Source organism: Arthrobacter sp. P1_D4 (genome assembly GCF_056406115.1).
Genome location: NZ_JBFUAU010000006.1, coordinates 59,637 through 75,828, shown reverse-complemented (window position 1 = coordinate 75,828; position 16,192 = coordinate 59,637). Strand labels below are relative to the sequence as shown.

At 68.8% G+C, this 16,192-nt stretch carries 11 protein-coding genes; 9 read left to right on the top strand and 2 right to left on the bottom strand.

From position 1 onward, the window contains the following. The first annotated feature begins 2 nt into the window (after positions 1-2). A complete protein-coding gene (locus AC1D0A_RS06910) occupies positions 3-2,333 on the top strand; it encodes a glycoside hydrolase family 65 protein (RefSeq protein WP_476945445.1) in 2,331 nt (776 codons plus the stop codon). Here AC1D0A_RS06910 and AC1D0A_RS06905 read toward each other — a convergent pair. Then, positions 2,330-3,670, bottom strand: coding sequence for an MFS transporter (locus tag AC1D0A_RS06905; protein ID WP_476945444.1), 1,341 nt, complete (start codon positions 3,668-3,670; stop codon positions 2,330-2,332). The genes AC1D0A_RS06910 and AC1D0A_RS06905 overlap by 4 nt on opposite strands. 126 nt (positions 3,671-3,796) lie before the next feature. Between AC1D0A_RS06905 and AC1D0A_RS06900 the strand changes: the two genes are divergently transcribed. The 7 genes from AC1D0A_RS06900 to AC1D0A_RS06870 all read left to right on the top strand — a co-directional run bounded on the left by AC1D0A_RS06900 (position 3,797) and on the right by AC1D0A_RS06870 (position 13,808). Further along, complete coding sequence (locus tag AC1D0A_RS06900; RefSeq protein ID WP_476945443.1) at positions 3,797-4,735, top strand: hypothetical protein; 939 nt, start codon at positions 3,797-3,799, stop codon at positions 4,733-4,735. After that, positions 4,726-5,475 carry a LamB/YcsF family protein gene (locus AC1D0A_RS06895; protein ID WP_243178360.1) on the top strand — a complete coding sequence of 250 codons (750 nt, stop codon included), beginning with the start codon at positions 4,726-4,728 and terminating at the stop codon, positions 5,473-5,475. Before AC1D0A_RS06900 ends, AC1D0A_RS06895 begins: the two co-directional genes overlap by 10 nt. Before the next feature lie 130 nt (positions 5,476-5,605). Further along, positions 5,606-9,316 carry a nitrate reductase subunit alpha gene (locus AC1D0A_RS06890; RefSeq protein ID WP_476945442.1) on the top strand — a complete coding sequence of 1,237 codons (3,711 nt, stop codon included), beginning with the start codon at positions 5,606-5,608 and terminating at the stop codon, positions 9,314-9,316. Beyond that, positions 9,316-11,058, top strand: coding sequence for a nitrate reductase subunit beta (narH, locus tag AC1D0A_RS06885; protein WP_476942668.1), 1,743 nt, complete (start codon positions 9,316-9,318; stop codon positions 11,056-11,058). The genes AC1D0A_RS06890 and narH overlap by 1 nt, the downstream gene beginning before the upstream one ends. Then, positions 11,055-11,675 (top strand): nitrate reductase molybdenum cofactor assembly chaperone, encoded by a 621-nt coding sequence (gene narJ, locus AC1D0A_RS06880; RefSeq protein WP_243178363.1) that lies wholly within the window; start codon positions 11,055-11,057, stop codon positions 11,673-11,675. Before narH ends, narJ begins: the two co-directional genes overlap by 4 nt. A 2-nt stretch (positions 11,676-11,677) precedes the next feature. After that, positions 11,678-12,523 carry a respiratory nitrate reductase subunit gamma gene (gene narI, locus AC1D0A_RS06875; protein ID WP_243178364.1) on the top strand — a complete coding sequence of 282 codons (846 nt, stop codon included), beginning with the start codon at positions 11,678-11,680 and terminating at the stop codon, positions 12,521-12,523. Between the two features lie 61 nt (positions 12,524-12,584). Continuing rightward, positions 12,585-13,808, top strand: a complete 1,224-nt coding sequence (locus AC1D0A_RS06870; RefSeq protein ID WP_476945441.1) for an MFS transporter — start codon at positions 12,585-12,587, stop codon at positions 13,806-13,808. Between the two features lie 13 nt (positions 13,809-13,821). Here the strand turns inward: AC1D0A_RS06870 and AC1D0A_RS06865 are convergent, their stop codons facing one another. Continuing rightward, positions 13,822-15,027 carry a DUF445 domain-containing protein gene (locus AC1D0A_RS06865; RefSeq protein ID WP_243178431.1) on the bottom strand — a complete coding sequence of 402 codons (1,206 nt, stop codon included), beginning with the start codon at positions 15,025-15,027 and terminating at the stop codon, positions 13,822-13,824. Positions 15,028-15,209: 182 nt separating this feature from the next. On the opposite strand from AC1D0A_RS06865, the gene AC1D0A_RS06860 reads away from it, so the two are divergent. Continuing rightward, a complete protein-coding gene (locus AC1D0A_RS06860) occupies positions 15,210-16,112 on the top strand; it encodes a glycerophosphodiester phosphodiesterase (RefSeq protein WP_243178365.1) in 903 nt (300 codons plus the stop codon). Positions 16,113-16,192 lie beyond the last annotated feature (80 nt).

Genomic DNA, 16,192 nt, shown 5'->3' with positions numbered 1-16,192 from the left:
CCATGGCTCTCATCACCTCGGACCGCGCCCGGTTCCCCAACGATCCCTGGCAGCTGGTCGAGACCGTTCACCTTCCCGGCAATGCCGGCACCCTGGAGACCCTGTTCAGCCTCGGCAACGGGCACCTGGGCATCCGCGGCGCGCACTGGGGTGCCGCGGACGCCGAACTTCCGGGCAGCTTCATCAACGGATTCCACGAGACCTGGGACATCAAGCACGCGGAAAACGCGTACGGCTTCGCCCGCACCGGCCAGCGGATCCTCTACGTCCCGGACGCCAACAACTTCACCGTCATCATCGACGGCGAGCCGCTGAGCCTGGAGGAGTCCACCGTGCTGGACTACCGCCGGTCGGTGGATTTCGCCACGGGTATCTACGAGTGCCGGATCACTTGGCAGTGCCGTTCCGGTGCGACCGTGACTACCACCGAACGACGCGCCGTCGGTTACACAACCCGAGGGGCGCTGGGCATCAGCCTCGAATTGGCGGCTGACCGGGATATCTCCGCGGACGTCACGTCCTCGGTCATCAACCGCCAGGACCAGCCGGTGGAGGACCACTCCGCCCATGATCCGCGCCGCGCCGGCCGGCACGCCGGCCGTGTGCTGCTGCCCCTGCGTCTCGACGGCGGGGACGGCTCCCTGCGCCTGTCCTGGGAAGCCTCGGAATCCAAGCAGCGGCTCGGGATGGCCGTGGATCACTGGACATCGGCCGGCGTGCAGCCGTTCGACACCCAGGTGGACCAGGACGACAGCAGCGTGCGCTACGTGCTCGCCGTCAGCGCGGACGCACCGTTCCTGCTGGAGAAGAGCGTCAGCTACGCCGTGGGCCAGGCCGCCGAGGACCTCGCCGACAGCGCCGAAGCCAGCCTCAAGCCGGTCAGCGAGATCTTCGCCGAGAGCGAGGACCACTACCGCGCCTACTGGAGCACGAGCGACATCGTCCTGGCGGGCCAGACCGAGCTCCAGCAGGGCGTGCGCTGGAACCTCTTCCAGCTCGCGCAGGCCACGGCCTGCGCCGATGTGGCCGGCATCCCGGCCAAGGGCGTGTCCGGCTCCGGCTACGACGGCCACTACTTCTGGGACCAGGAGGTGTACCTGCTGCCCTACCTGACCTACACGAACCCGGGCAACGCCCGCCAGGTCCTGGAATTCCGCCACGACCTCCTGCCCGAGGCGAAGATCCGCGCCAAGGAACTCAGCGTCGACGGCGCGCTCTTCCCCTGGCGCACCATCAACGGACTCGAGGCCAGCGCCTACTACGCGGCCGGCACAGCACAGTTCCACATCGCCGCCGCGATCGCCTTCGCGACAAACCGGTACATCTGGGCCAGCGGGGACGCCGAGTTCCAGGCCACCCTGGGCTCCGATCTGCTGATCGAGACTGCACGGATGTGGGTCTCACTCGGCTTCTTCGGCAAGGACGGACTGTTCCACATCCACGGCGTCACGGGCCCCGACGAGTACACCGCCGTCGTCAACGACAACCTGTACACGAACGTCATGGCGCGCTTCAACCTGCGCGCCGCGGCGGCGCTGGACCACCCGGAGATCGACGACGCCGAACGCCAGCTCTGGGAGCAGGCAGCCAACCGCATGCAGCTGCCCTACGACGAGGACCTCCAGGTCCATTCCCAGGACAACGACTTCATGACGCTGGAACCGTGGGACTGGACCACGCCCCGGTCCAAGTACCCGCTCCTGCTGCACTTCCACCCGTTGGTGATCTACCGGCACCAGGTCCTTAAGCAGGCCGACACCGTGCTGGCCATGTTCCTGCAGTGGCAGGACTTCACCGCCGAGGAAAAGCGGCGCGCCTTCGATTTCTACGATCCCATCACCACGGGCGACTCCACGCTGTCCGCCTGCGTCCAGGGCATCATGGCGGCCGAGGTCGGCTACGGGAAGGCTGCGCTGGACCACTTCACCCACGCCCTGTTCATCGATCTCGACGACACCCACGGCAACACGATCGACGGCGTCCACATCGCGTCCACCGGCGGCGTGTGGAGCTCGCTGGTCAGCGGCTTCGCCGGGCTGCGGGACCAGGGCGCGGTGCCGTACTTCGATCCCCGGCTGCCTGCCGAATGGGACGGCCTCGAGTTCCACCTGAAGATCCAGGGCAGGCTCCTGCACATCGGGCTGGAACAGGATTCGATCAGCCTGACCGTCCTTGACGGCGCGCCGCTGGAGATCGACGTGCGCGGGGAACTGCTCACCGTCGATGGCGACCCGGTCCGGGTCCCGCTGGCACCCGTCACGGTTCCGGAGCCGACCGTCTTCCCCAGCGGCCTCCCGACGGCGTCGATCCCGGTGGTGCGCGCCGCAGTCTAAACCGGGCCGGGCTGTCCTGGTCCGGAGGATTCGGCAGGGGTCGGGGCGTCGGCGGGCTCCTCACCGCCGGCGAGGGGGTGGGCCAGTTCATCGGCCGGCATCCGCGCCACGACCATCGCGACGACGGCCATCGCCGGGCACACGGTCCCGGCGACGAGGAAGATCAGCCACACCGGCAGCACCTCGGCGGCCGGCCCGGCGAGTGCCATGGAGACCGGCATGAGGGCCAGGGATACAAAGAAGTCCAGGCTCGAGACGCGGCCCAGCAGATGCGGCGGCACCCGGCGCTGGAGCAAGGTTCCCCAGACCACCATGCCCACGCCGCCGGTGGCGCCGAAGATGAAGAGGGCGGCGGCCAGGGCCCAGAAACTGTCCATGATTCCGACGGCGGCGATCGGCAGGCTTCCCGCTCCCCAGGACACCATCATCACGGTGAGGTAGCGGCGCGGGAGGGGAAAAGAAGCCGTGGCCAGCGAGGCTGCGGCACCGCCCACGCCCATGATGGCGAGCAGGAAACCGAACATGCGCGCGTCCCCGCCGAGCTGGTCCCGGACCACGAAGGGGATCAGGACCTCGATGGGGCCGATCAGGAACAGCACCGAAATGCAGGCCCAGAGCAGGGTCCACAGCAGCCAGGGCGTCCGGACGGTGTAGCTGACGCCCTCGCGGAGATCGTGGCGCAAGGACGTCTTGGCCCGCGACTGGCCAGATTCGGTAGCCTCTCCGCTGACCGGGACCCCTGCCGCGGGCTGGCGGTGGAGGAGGTTCAGGATGCAGAAGGCCACCAGATGGCAGGCCGCCACTCCGGTGACGGCGTAGGCAGGGGACAGGGCCGCCACCAGGATGCCCGCGACGGCCGGTCCGGCGGCCTGCTGCAACAGCGGCCGCATGGTGCCTTCCAGGCCGTTGGCCGCCAGCAGGTCCTCCGGCGGCAGGATCCGCGGCAGGATGGCGGAGTAGGCCGGGAAGAAGAACGCGGCCCCGACGCCGAGCACGAAGGCCCCCAGCGCGAGATGCCACAGCTCGAGCAAGCCGGCCAGGGCCAGCCCGCTGACAGTGGCAACGACGGCGAGGTTGGCGCCCTCGACCGCGATGATCAAGAGCCGCTGGGGCACGCGGTCCGCGGCGATGCCGCCGGCCAGCAGAAACGTCACCAGCCCGACGCTGCCCGCCGCGGCCACGACCGAAAGCTCCAGCGGTCCGCCGCCCAGGTGGATCACCTCGTAGACCATCGCGACGGCCCACATCCCGGAACCGAAGATGGAGATGGCCAGCGCCGTGATCAGCACGCGGTACTCCCGGTGCGCGAAGGGGCGGAGGGCTCGCAGGGCGGGCATGGGCCCAGTCTAGTAGCCAGCCGGCCGGCCGGGCTGGAACCCTCCGGGGCGCAGCGGCGACCCCGCCTGTCTGCCCGTGTGTAGTGTTAAGTGCACTTAGTTTTATGGTTCCGACGAGAGGCGATCATGGCCAAGCGCAGCAACCCGGCAATGAAGATTGCCAAGGAAACAGCCCACAGCGCGATGTTCGATGCCGCCGGCCAGCCCCGGCCCGGCCTGCACAAGGTGCTCCTGCGGGCGGTTGAAGTCCAGCGGCCGCTGGTGCTGGCCAATATCCGCAGGCTTCAGCGCAGGCATCCGCACGCCACCGCGGCGCAGCTCGCCGCCATCCTGGAGCGCGACTACCTGCTGGCCGTCACCGGCGGCGGTGCGCTGGTCGGCGGGGCTGCCGTGATTCCGGGCGTCGGAACTGCGGCCGCACTGGGTCTCTCGGCCGCCGCAGCAGTCGGGTTCCTCGAAGCCACCGCACTGTATTCCACGGCTCTTGCTGAACTGCACGGCATCCGGATGGTGGACCCGGACAGAGCCAGCACCCTGGTCATGGCGGTCATGCTGGGCGAGGAAGGCACCCAGCTGCTGAGCTCGCTGAGCGGACAGGCGGCGGGCCGGGGCAAGGGGCCCACCCAGGCGTGGACCGCGGCCTTCACCCGCCGCGTCCCTCTCGCCGGCTTCGGTACAGTGCGGGCCAAGATGCAGACGATGTTCCTGCGCTCCCTGCTCAAGACCCAGGGCACAGCCTGGCTGGGCCGTGCCCTGCCCTTCGGTATCGGCGCCGTCGTAGGCGGCGTGGGCAACCGGGTGATGGGCCATGCGGTCGTCGCGAACGCCAAGGAAGCCTTCGGGCCCATCCCGGACACGATTCCGGGAGAACTGCAGGCCCTTGCGGAAACCACCGGCCCGGCCGCGCTCTACGAAACTTCCCTGGACGCGCAGCCGGACGGCGGCGCCCAGGGCGGCGGCACCCAGGGCGGCGGCACCCAGGACAGCGGCCGCCCGGACGGCGGCACCCCGGGCAGCGGCGCTCCGAAGACTTCAACGAAGGACGGCGGCACGTTTTGGATCTGAACACTGACTTGGGGGAGTCCTTCGGGACCTGGACCAAGGGCGCCGACGCGGCGATGTTTCCGCTGGTCACGAGCGCCAGCGTGGCCTGCGGGATGCACGCCGGGGACCCTGTGACCATGCTGGACACCTGCCGGGCGGCGTACGAGCTCGACGTCAACGTCGGTGCCCACATCGGCTACCCGGACCTGGCCGGCTTTGGCCTGCGCTCGCTGGATATGACCTTTGACGATCTCTTCGGCCTGGTCCTCTACCAGCTCGGGGCGCTCGACGGCGTCGCCCATGCCGTGGGCGCCTCGGTGGATTACGTCAAGCTGCACGGGGCGCTCTACGACCGCACCGTGCACGACGGCGAGCAGGCCTCCGCCGTGATCGCCGCTATCCAGGCCTACGATCCCGGACTGCCCGTCCTCGGCTTCCCCGGCTCAGCCCTGCTGGAAATCGCCAAGGAAGCCGGGCACCCCGTCTTCTCCGAGGCCTTCGCCGACCGTGCCTACTTCCCCGACGGCACCCTCGTGCCGCGCACCGAGGTGGGGGCGGTGATGCTCGACGCCGGACAGGTTGCCGAGCGGGCGGTCAGGCTCGCCACAAAGGGCGAAATCGAGGCCGTCGACGGCACCGTGCTCCGAATTGAGCCGCAGTCGCTGTGCCTCCAGGGCGACACCCCCGGCTCCGTTGCCGCGGCGACCGCGATCCGTGCGGCGCTGGAGGCTGCCGGCGTCGAGCTGGAAAGCTTCGCCTGAACCGCTGGCCCTGACCCGCTGGCCCTGAACTGCGGGGCCGGCCGGGCAGCTCCCGGGCCGCCCGGACCCGGGGCTGCCACAGTGTCCTAAGGCCCTGTTCCGGCCAGAAGGGGCACCCTAGCTTGAAGGAATGACTGCCGGAGACGCGGCGGGGCTGGACGGGCGCGCCTCGGATGCAATGTTGAAGCTGGGCCGATTCTTTACGAAATGGGACCAGACCGACGACGGCAGGGCGGTGTTCCGCGAGGGTGGCCGCAAGGGCGACATCTTCTACCGGGACCGCTGGAGCCACGACAAGGTGGTCCGGTCCACGCACGGGGTGAACTGCACCGGCTCCTGCTCCTGGAAGGTGTACGTCAAGGACGGCATCATCACCTGGGAATCCCAGCAGACTGACTACCCCTCCGTGGGCCCGGACAGCCCGGAATACGAGCCGCGGGGCTGCCCGCGCGGCGCGGCCTTCTCCTGGTACACCTATTCGCCCACCCGGGTGCGTTTTCCGTATGCGCGGGGCGTCCTCGTCGAGATGTACCGCGAGGCCAAGGCCCGGCTGGGTGACCCGGTGCTGGCCTTTGCCGACGTCGTGGGCGACCCCGCGCGGCGCCGCCGCTACCAGCAGGCCCGCGGCAAGGGCGGCCTGGTGCGGGTCTCCTGGCAGGAGGCGATCGAAATCGCCGCCGCCGCGCACGTGAACACCATCAAGGCGTACGGCCCGGACCGCTGTGCCGGCTTCTCGCCCATCCCAGCGATGTCCATGGTCTCGCACGCCGTGGGGACCCGCTTCATCCAGCTGATCGGCGGGGTGATGACTTCCTTCTACGACTGGTACGCAGACCTCCCCGTGGCCAGCCCACAGGTGTTCGGGGACCAGACCGACGTCCCGGAATCGGGGGACTGGTGGGACGCCCGGTATCTGATGATGTGGGGATCCAACGTCCCCGTCACCCGCACCCCGGACGCGCACTGGATGGCCGAGGTGCGGTACCGCGGCACCAAGGTGGTCACGGTCAGCCCGGACTACGCGGACAACACGAAGTTCGCCGACGAATGGCTCCCCGCGCAGGCCGGAACCGACGCCGCGCTGGCCATGGCGATGGGGCACGTCATGCTCAAGGAATTCTTCGTCGACCGTGAGGTGCCGTTCTTCGCCGACTACGTCCGCCGGTACACCGACCTGCCGTTCCTGGTCGGTCTCGAACGGCGCGACGACGGCACGCTGACACCGGCCAAGTTCCTCACCGCCCGGGACCTCCCGGCCGAGTCGCTAACTGAGGACGCCGCGTTCCGCACCGTCCTGTTCGACAAGAAAACCGGGCTGCCGGCGGTCCCCAACGGCTCGATGGGCTTCCGCTACTCAGAGAGCGGCGAGGGCAAGTGGAACCTGGACCTCGGAGCGATCGAACCGGCGCTGTCCCTCCGGGAAGTGTCAACGGAAAGCGCCGAGATCCTGCTGCCGTGCTTCGAGGACGCCGGCGGGGACGGCAGCGTGCTCCGCCGCGGCGTGCCCGTCCTGGAGGTGGAAGGCCAGCTGGTCACCACCGTCTTCGACCTCATGCTGGCCCAGTACGGGGTCGGCCGCGACGGGCTCCCGGGGGACTGGGCCGCCGGCTACCAGGACGCAGCGACACCCTATACGCCGGCCTGGCAGGAGGAGATCACCTCCGTCCCGGCGCAGGCCTGCATCCGGGTGGCCCGCGAATTCGCCCGCAACGCCGAACAGTCCAAGGGCCGGTCCATGATCATCATGGGCGCCGGGATCTGCCAGTGGTTCCACGGCGACACCACCTACCGGGCGGTGCTGGCCCTGGTGATGCTGACCGGCTGCATGGGCCGCAACGGCGGCGGCTGGGCGCACTACGTCGGCCAGGAAAAGACCCGGCCGGTCACCGGCTGGCTGTCGCTGGCCAACGCGCTGGACTGGTCCCGGCCGCCGCGGACCATGATCGGCACCGGCTACTGGTACATGCACACGGACCAGTGGCGGCAGGACGGCTACTGCGCGGATGCGCTGAAGTCCCCGCTCTCCACCGGGGCCCTGGACGGCATGCACACCGCGGACGCCCTCGCCCAGTCCGCGCGGCTGGGCTGGATGCCGTTTTACCCGCAGTTCGACCGGAACCCGCTGGACCTCGCGGACGAAGCCGGGGCGGCCGTCGCCGCCGGCACCGCGACGGATGCCGCCGGCTACATCGCCGATGCCCTGAAGAGCCGCACCCTGAACCCGGCGATCGAGGACGTGGACGCCCCGGAAAACTGGCCGCGGACCCTCGTGCTGTGGCGCTCCAACCTGTTCGGTTCCTCGGCCAAGGGCAACGAGTACTTCCTGCGGAACCTGCTGGGAACCCACAACAACGTCCTGGGCCAGGACCATGCCGAGGGGCTCAAGCCCAAGGATGTGAAATGGCATGAGCAGGCGCCCGAAGGGAAGCTGGACCTGCTGGTTTCCGCGGACTTCCGGATGACCTCCACCACCCTGCTGTCCGACGTCGTGTTCCCGGCCGCCACCTGGTATGAAAAGCACGACCTGTCCTCCACCGACATGCACCCGTTCGTTCACGCCTTCACCCCCGCGATTGACCCGCCGTGGGAGACCAAGACGGACTTCGACACCTTCCACCTGCTGGCCCAGGAGTTCTCCCGGCAGGCCAAAACCCACCTCGGCGTCCGCCGGGACCTGGTGAGCGTGCCGCTGCAGCACGACACGCCCGGCCAGCTGGCCCAGCCCGGCGGGATTGTGCGGGACTGGCGGGACATGTCCGTCCCCGCGGTCCCGGGTCAGAACATGCCCATTTTTTCCGTCGTCGAGCGGGACTACACCGCCATCGCGGACAAGCTCGCCGCCGTCGGGCCGCTGGCGGACAAACTGGGCTTCACGGTCAAGAACGTCACGTACAAACTTGCCGGGCCGTTGGACCGGCTCAGCCGTTCCAACGGGGTGATGCTTGGCGGTGCCGCGGACGGCCGTCCCGCGATCGACACGGACGCGAAGATGGCCGAGGCCATCCTGGCGTTCTCCGGCACCACCAACGGGGCGCTGGCCGTGCAGGGATTCAAGGACCTGGAAATCCGCACCGGGAGGAAACTTGCGGACCTGGCCGAGGGCTCCGAAGAAAAATTCATCACTTTCGCCCAGACCCAGGCCGGCCCGGTTCCGGTGATCACCTCGCCGGAATGGTCCGGCTCCGAGACCGGCGGCCGGCGCTATGCGCCCTTCACCATCAACGTCGAGCGGCTCAAGCCCTTCCACACGCTGACCGGCCGGATGCACTTCTTCCTGGACCACGACTGGATCCGGGACATCGGCGAGGCGCTGCCGATCTACCGGCCGCCGCTGGACATGCACCGGCTCTTCGGCGAGCCCAAACTCGGCCAGGACGGGAAACTGGAGGTGGTGGTCCGCTACCTGACCCCGCACTCCAAGTGGTCCATCCACTCCGAATACCAGGACAACCTGCTGATGCTCTCGCTCTCCCGAGGCGGCCCGACCGTCTGGATGAGCCCGGCCGACGCGGCGGCCATCGAGGTCAAGGACAACGACTGGGTGGAGTGCCTGAACATTAACGGCGTCCTGGTGGCCAGGGCCATCGTCAGCCACCGGATGCCGGCCGGCGTGGTCTATGTGCACCACGCGCAGGAACGCACCATTGACGTGCCCAAGTCCGAGGCCACCGGGCGGCGCGGCGGCATCCACAACTCCGTGACCCGGCTGCTGGTCAAGCCCTCGCACCTGATCGGCGGCTACGCCCAGCTCGCCTACGCGTTCAACTACCTTGGCCCCACCGGAAACCAGCGCGACATGGTGGCCACCGTCCGGCGTCGTTCCCAGGAGGTGCAGTACTGATGCGTGTCATGGCCCAAATGGGCATGGTCATGAACCTGGACAAATGCATCGGCTGCCACACCTGTTCCGTGACCTGCAAGCAGGCCTGGACCAACCGTGCCGGCACCGAATACGTGTGGTTCAACAACGTCGAAACCCGCCCAGGGCAGGGCTATCCGCGCCGCTACGAGGACCAGGAGAAGTGGCACGGCGGCTGGGCGCTGAACAAGCGCGGGAAACTGGTGCTCAAGGCCGGCGGCCGGGTCAAGAAGCTCTTCGGGATCTTCGCCAGCCCGGTCCAGCCCGAGCTCAAGGACTACTACGAGCCATGGACCTACGACTACAAGACCCTCGTTGATGCGCCCCTGGGCGACGACTTCCCGGTGGCCCGGCCCAAGTCCCTGATCACCGGGGAGGACACCAAGATCACCTGGTCCGCGAACTGGGACGATGACCTCGGCGGCTCCGCCGAGAACGGCCACCTGGACCCGATCGTGGAGAAGGTCCGGCGGGAATCCGAGGACAAGATCAAGTTCGCGTACGAACAAACCTTCATGTTCTACCTGCCGCGGATCTGCGAGCACTGCCTGAACCCGTCCTGCATGGCTTCCTGCCCCTCCGGCGCGATCTACAAGCGGGTGGAGGACGGGATTGTGCTGGTGGACCAGGACAAATGCCGCGGCTGGCGCCAGTGCGTCACCGGCTGCCCCTACAAGAAGATCTACTTCAACCACAAGACCGGCAAAGCCGAGAAGTGCACCTTCTGCTACCCGCGGGTGGAGGTGGGGCTCCCGACAGTCTGCTCCGAGACCTGCGTGGGCCGGCTGCGGTACCTGGGGCTGTTCCTGTACGACGCCGACGCCGTCACCGCGGCGGCCTCCGTCACGGACCCCCGGGAACTCTACGACGCCCAGATGGACGTGCTTCTGGACCCGAACGACCCCGCCGTCCAGGACGAGGCCCGGGCCCAGGGCATCCCCGAAGACTGGATCGACGCCGCCGTGCGCTCGCCGGTCTACGCCCTGGCCAAGGTCTACAAGGTGGCGCTGCCGCTGCACCCGGAATACCGGACCATGCCGATGGTCTGGTACGTGCCGCCGCTCTCACCCGTGGTGGACCTGCTGCGCGACCAGGGCCACGACGGCGAGGACACCGGCAACCTTTTCGGCGCCATCGACGCGCTGCGCATCCCGGTGGAATACCTCGCTGAACTCTTCACCGCCGGCGACGCGGACCGGGTCACCGCGGTGCTGAAGAAGCTCGCCGCCATGCGCTCCTTCATGCGCGGCATCAGCCTCGGCAACGACCCGGACGACGCCATCCCGGAGGCCGTGGGGATGGACAGCCAGAGCATGTACGAGATGTACCGGCTGATGGCGATCGCGAAATACGAGGAGCGCTACGTCATCCCGAAGGCCCACGTGGAACAGGCCCACGACCTCGAGGAAATGGGCTGTTCGCTCGACTTCGAGGGCGGCCCCGGCATGCAGGATACCGCTCACTTCGGCGAAGCCAGCGGCCGGCCCGTCCCCGTGGCGGTGGAAACCTTCAACGCCCTCCGGGACCGGCAGACCTCCGGCTCCGCGCCCGGCGAAACCACACTGCGCGGCAGGGTGAACCTGCTGAACTGGGACGGCACCGGAGCGCCCTCCGGGCTTTTTCCGGAAAAGGCGTTGCTTCCGGAAAAACCGCCTCCGGAGAAACCGCCGCCGCCGAAACCGGCGGCCCCCGCGGAATCCCCTCCGGCGGGGGAACAGCCATGACCCGCCGCCAGCAGGTCCTCTACCTCGCCGCGGCCTGGTGCCTGTCCTACCCTGACGAGGAACTGACCGGCCGGGTCCCGCTGATGCGGGCCGCTCTGGCAGAGTTCCCCGGCGCCACGGCGGACTTCGTTGCAGTCCTGGACCAGCTGGAGTCCACGCCGCCGATCCAGCTCCAGTCCCAGTACGTGCGCGAGTTCGACCTCGGAAAACGCCACGCCCTGCACCTTTCCTACTGGACTGACGGGGACACCCGGCGCCGCGGCGAGGTTCTGGGCAACTTCAAGAAGACCTACCGGCAAAGCGACATCCTGGTGGACACCCACGGCGAACTGCCCGACTACCTCCCGATGGTCCTCGAATACGCCGCGCTGGTGGACCTGGCGGCCGGCCGCGAGCTGCTGACGCGCTTCCGGGCGAGCCTGGAGATGCTCCGCTTCGGGCTGCTCCGGGACCAGCTGCCGCACGCCCGGATCCTGCAGGCCGTCTGCGCCACGCTGCCCGGGAAATCCCCGGCGGACGAGCAGGCCGTCATGCGGATGGCCGGCTACGGCCCGCCCACCGAGGCCGTGGGCCTGGACCCGTACGATCCGCGCCTGCTGCCCGTGAAGGGGGCCTGAGCATGCTGGCATTCGAAGCGGAACCCGGATCCGCCGTCGGACTCTCCGCACTGGACATCGTGCTGTGGGGCGTTCTCCCGTACGTCATGGTGGTGGTTTTGGTCGGCGGGCTTCTCTGGCGCTACAAGTACGACCAGTTCGGCTGGACCACGAGGTCTTCCCAGCTCTATGAGTCCAGGCTGCTGAGGATTGCGTCCCCGTTGTTCCACTTTGGCCTGCTCGCCGTGATCGCCGGTCACTTCTTCGGCCTGGTCATTCCGATGGGCTGGACCCAGGCGGCCGGGATGAGCCAGGAGTTCTACCACTTCAACGCCCTGCTGGTCGGCGGGATCGCCGGGGTGGGAACCCTGGGCGGGATCCTCCTGCTGATCTACCGCCGCCGGACCACCGGGCCGGTCTTCATGGCCACCACCGGCAATGACAAGACCATGTACGTGGTGCTCACCGCGGCCATTGTGTTCGGGCTGTGGACCACCTTGGCGAGTGTCTTCGAGGGCGAGCACGGGCACAATTACCGCGAGACCGTGGCCCCGTGGTTCCGTTCGCTGTTCATCTTCCAGCCCGACATCGCGGCGATGGCCGCGGCGCCGTTCTCCTTCCACCTGCACACCCTGGTAGGCATGGCGCTGTTCGTGATCTGGCCGTTCACGCGCCTGGTCCATGCCTTCACGGCCCCGTTCCACTACCTCTTCCGCCCCTACATCGTCTACCGCTCCCGGGACCGGGAAACCGGTGGGGCCGGGGCCAAAGGCACAGCCGGCGCTGCCGGCGCCCGGAGCTCCACGGCCGGCGCGCGGCGGGGCTGGTCCGCCGTCGGAACCCGGGACCGGGACACCAGGAACCGGTGACCCGGTGCCATCGCTGAAGCTGAGTTGCTGAACTGCTTGTTGACCAAGGAAGGAGACCGCCGTGGCCGGAGCAGTGTTCCCGCCCGTTGCCGCCCCTGCGGGCCGGGCGCTCAATCTGACGCTCGCCACCTCGACCTCCGTGGTGTGCTTCTGGGCCTGGAACTCCATCGCCACGCTGAGCGCGTTCTACACCCAGCACCTGCACCTCAATCCGGCCACCACCGGCGTGCTCGTGGCCATGCCCGTCTTCGTCGGCTCGCTGGGGCGGATCGTCGTCGGCGCCTTGACGGACAAGTACGGCGGCCGCGCCATGTTCACTTTTGTCCTGCTGGCCTCCATCGTCCCGATCCTGCTGGTGGCCGTCGGCGGCAGCCTCGACTCCTTCGCCGTAGTGCTGGCTGCCGGCGTGCTGCTGGGGGTCGCCGGAACCGTCTTCGCCGTCGGGATCCCCTTCGTCAGCGCTTGGTACGAGCCCGCCCGGCGGGGTTTCGCCACCGGCGTCTTCGGCGCGGGCATGGGCGGAACGGCCCTGGCCGCCTTCCTGAACCCCCGGCTTGTCGCCGCCATCGGCTACGTTCCCACCCACCTGCTGATCGCCGCGATTCTGGCGGTCATGGCCGCCATCATCTGGTTCCGAATGAAGGAGGCGCCGGGCTGGACCCGCAGCAACGCGCCCGTGATGCCCAAGCTGATCGACGCCGCGAAGACCCCGGTCACGTGGAAGCTGTGCTTCCTCTACGCAGTCCTCTTCGGTGGCTTCGTTTCCTTCGCCACGTATCTGCCCACGTACCTCCGGGATGTCTACAGCTTCGATCCCAGCGCCGCCGGCGCCCGCACCGCGGGGTTTGCGCTCGCCGCCGTGCTGGCGCGCCCGGTGGGCGGCGTACTCGCCGACAAGATCGGTCCCAAGCCCGTGGTGATCGCCGCCCTCGCCGGCGTCGCTGTCCTCGCCTGGGTGGTGAACCTGCAGCCCGACGGCGATGTCCCCGCCGGCCTGACGTTCGTCGCCATGGCGGCGGCGCTGGGCCTGGGCACGGGCGGGGTGTTCGCCTGGGTGGGGGTCCTCGCGCCGGAGGGCAAGGTCGGCAGCATCAGCGGGGTGGTCAGCGCGGCCGGCGGCCTGGGCGGCTACTTCCCGCCGCTGATCATGGGCGCCACCTATGACGCCGCGGCGCACAGCTACGCGATCGGGCTGCTGCTGCTAGTCGCCACAGCGCTCGCGGCGCTGGTCTTCACCATCTTCGCCATGCACGGCAGGACCAAGGCCAAGGTCGCGGCCGCCTAGCGCAGCCCAGGGACTAGCCGAACAGCAGGGTGGCCAGCGTAAAGATGGCCAGCCCGGCCAGGGCGCCCACCACCGTGCCGTTGATCCGGATGAACTGCAGGTCCCTGCCGACCTGCAGCTCGATCTTCTGCGACGTCTCTTCGGCATCCCAGCGGGCCACGGTGTCCGTGATGACCCCCGCGATGTCCGAGCGGTAGGTCTTCACGAGGTAGCCGGCCGCGTCGCCGATCCAGGCGTTCACCTTGCCGGCGAGCTCGGGATCGACCAGCAGCCGGGTGCCGAAGTCATGCACGGCCGCCTTGAACTTGACGGTCAGTTCGCTGTGCGGGTCATCGACGGCGGTGAGCAGGGCCGTCTTGATGGTGTCCCAGGTGCGGGAGGCGAGCTCGCGGACCTCCGGGTCGCCGAGCACTTGGGCCTTGATGCCCTCGGCGCGGGCGATCATGACAGGATCATGCTGCAGGTCCTGCGCGAGTTCCTTGAGGTACTTGTCGATCGAGAGGCGGACCTGGTGCTGCGGGTCGGACTGCACGGCGCGGGTGAACTTGAGGATCTCCACGTACACCTTGTCGCCCACCAGCCCGTCCACGAACGAGGGCACCCACGTCGGGGACCGGTCGGTGACCAGCCTGTTGACCGTCTCCTGGTTGTCCCGCACCCAGTCCACGGTGCGGTCCACCATTAGGTCCACCAGCGCATGGTGGTGCCCGTCATCGAAGATCCGCTCGGCGAGCCGGCCCACCGGCGGCCCCCACGGCGGGGTGAGCAGGTGCTTACGGACCATGGACTCGATCACGGCCTGGACGTCGTCGTCGTTGAGCACCTTGAACGCGCCGCGGATGACGGCGGCACCCTCCTTGGCGACCCGGTCCGGGCCGCCGGGGCTGGACAGCCAGGCGCCGGCCTTGCGCGCAATGTCTGCGGACGCCAGCTTCTCCTGGACCACCTGTTCGGAGAGGAAATTGGTTTCCACGAATTCGCCCAGCGAGGCGCCGATCTGGTCCTTGCGGCGCGGGATGATCGCGGTGTGCGGGATCTTGATGCCCATGGGGTACTTGAACAGGGCCGTGACGGCGAACCAGTCCGCGAGGGCACCGACCATGCCGCCCTCGGCCGCGGCGCGGACATATTCGAGCCCCGGATACTGCTTCTGCAGGGCGAACGCGACGATGAAAATCACCGCCATGACGATCAGCAGCGAGAGGGCCAGGAGCTTCATCCGGCGCAGCGCCGCGGCCTTCTCGACGTCGCTGGAGGCAGCGGAACGCTGCCCGGGGGGACCGCCCGGCCGGGCGCCGCCCGGACGTCCCGCGGCACCGGTCAGGGAAGTTGCCTCAGTATTCACCTGCATGAGCCCAGCCTAGCCCGCCACAGAAACGGACGGTCCGCTAACGTGGCACCATGACCACTGATGAGCCTGCCGCCGCCGCCCGGCCTTTGGTCTATGCCCACCGCGGCTCCAGCGGAACCTTCGCCGAGCACACCCGGGCCGCGTACCTGCAGGCCATCGCCGACGGCGCCGACGGTGTGGAATGCGATGTCCACCTGACCCGGGACCAGCACGTGGTGCTCCTGCACGATGCCACCCTGGACCGCACCTCGGACGGCACGGGCCAGGTGGCCGACCGGACCCTGCAAGAACTCCAGGAACTGGACTTCTCCTCCTGGAAGGGAGCCCGGATCCCGGAGGCCTACGGCGCCAAGTCCGGGCAGTTCCTGACCCTGCCGGACCTGCTCGACATCCTGCGCGCGGCCGGCCGCGGGATCGGGCTGGCGATCGAGTTCAAACACCCGAGCCCGTACCAGCTCAGACTCGAGGACCGGGCCCTGGAGGTCCTGAGGGTCGAGGGCTGGGATCCGCGGACGTCGATGCTGGAGAACATCACGGTTTCCTTCATGAGCTTTAGCCCCGACTCCGTAAAACACCTCCTGGAGTCCGTGCCGGCCGCGGCCGTCTGCCAGCTCGTGGACGACGTCAATGTGGCGGACATCCGGGAGGAACTGGGCCTCGGTGCCCTGACCGGCGGGGCGCTGGCCAACGTGATGAAGGCCGCCCAGGCTGAGGGGGAACGGATCCTGGCGGCGGCCGAGGCGGGCATTGCCGGCCCCGGCATCGGGTACGTCCGCACGCACGCCCCGGCCGTTCAGCGCTGGCTCGCCTCGGGGCTGCGGTGCCGGGTGTGGACGGTCGACACCGAGGACGACGTCGAACGGTGCCGGAAACTCGGGATCCAGGAGATCACCACCAACTGGCCGGCCCAGGTCCTCTCCCAGCTCATGGCGGACAGCCGGCCCCCACGGTAGCCGCCTGGCCGCTCCACGGATCCTGGGCCGACATCTTCACATCCCCTGCGTCCCCGCGGATTACGGCCGGCGTGGCCGCT

Coding starts and splice junctions, on each gene's coding strand:
- AC1D0A_RS06910 (WP_476945445.1), top strand. CDS start 3: ATGGCTCTCATCACCTCGGACCGCGCCCGGTTCCCCAACGATCCCTGG.
- AC1D0A_RS06905 (WP_476945444.1), bottom strand. CDS start 3,670: ATGCCCGCCCTGCGAGCCCTCCGCCCCTTCGCGCACCGGGAGTACCGC.
- AC1D0A_RS06900 (WP_476945443.1), top strand. CDS start 3,797: ATGGCCAAGCGCAGCAACCCGGCAATGAAGATTGCCAAGGAAACAGCC.
- AC1D0A_RS06890 (WP_476945442.1), top strand. CDS start 5,606: ATGACTGCCGGAGACGCGGCGGGGCTGGACGGGCGCGCCTCGGATGCA.
- narH (WP_476942668.1), top strand. CDS start 9,316: ATGCGTGTCATGGCCCAAATGGGCATGGTCATGAACCTGGACAAATGC.
- narJ (WP_243178363.1), top strand. CDS start 11,055: ATGACCCGCCGCCAGCAGGTCCTCTACCTCGCCGCGGCCTGGTGCCTG.
- narI (WP_243178364.1), top strand. CDS start 11,678: ATGCTGGCATTCGAAGCGGAACCCGGATCCGCCGTCGGACTCTCCGCA.
- AC1D0A_RS06865 (WP_243178431.1), bottom strand. CDS start 15,027: ATGAAGCTCCTGGCCCTCTCGCTGCTGATCGTCATGGCGGTGATTTTC.
- AC1D0A_RS06860 (WP_243178365.1), top strand. CDS start 15,210: ATGACCACTGATGAGCCTGCCGCCGCCGCCCGGCCTTTGGTCTATGCC.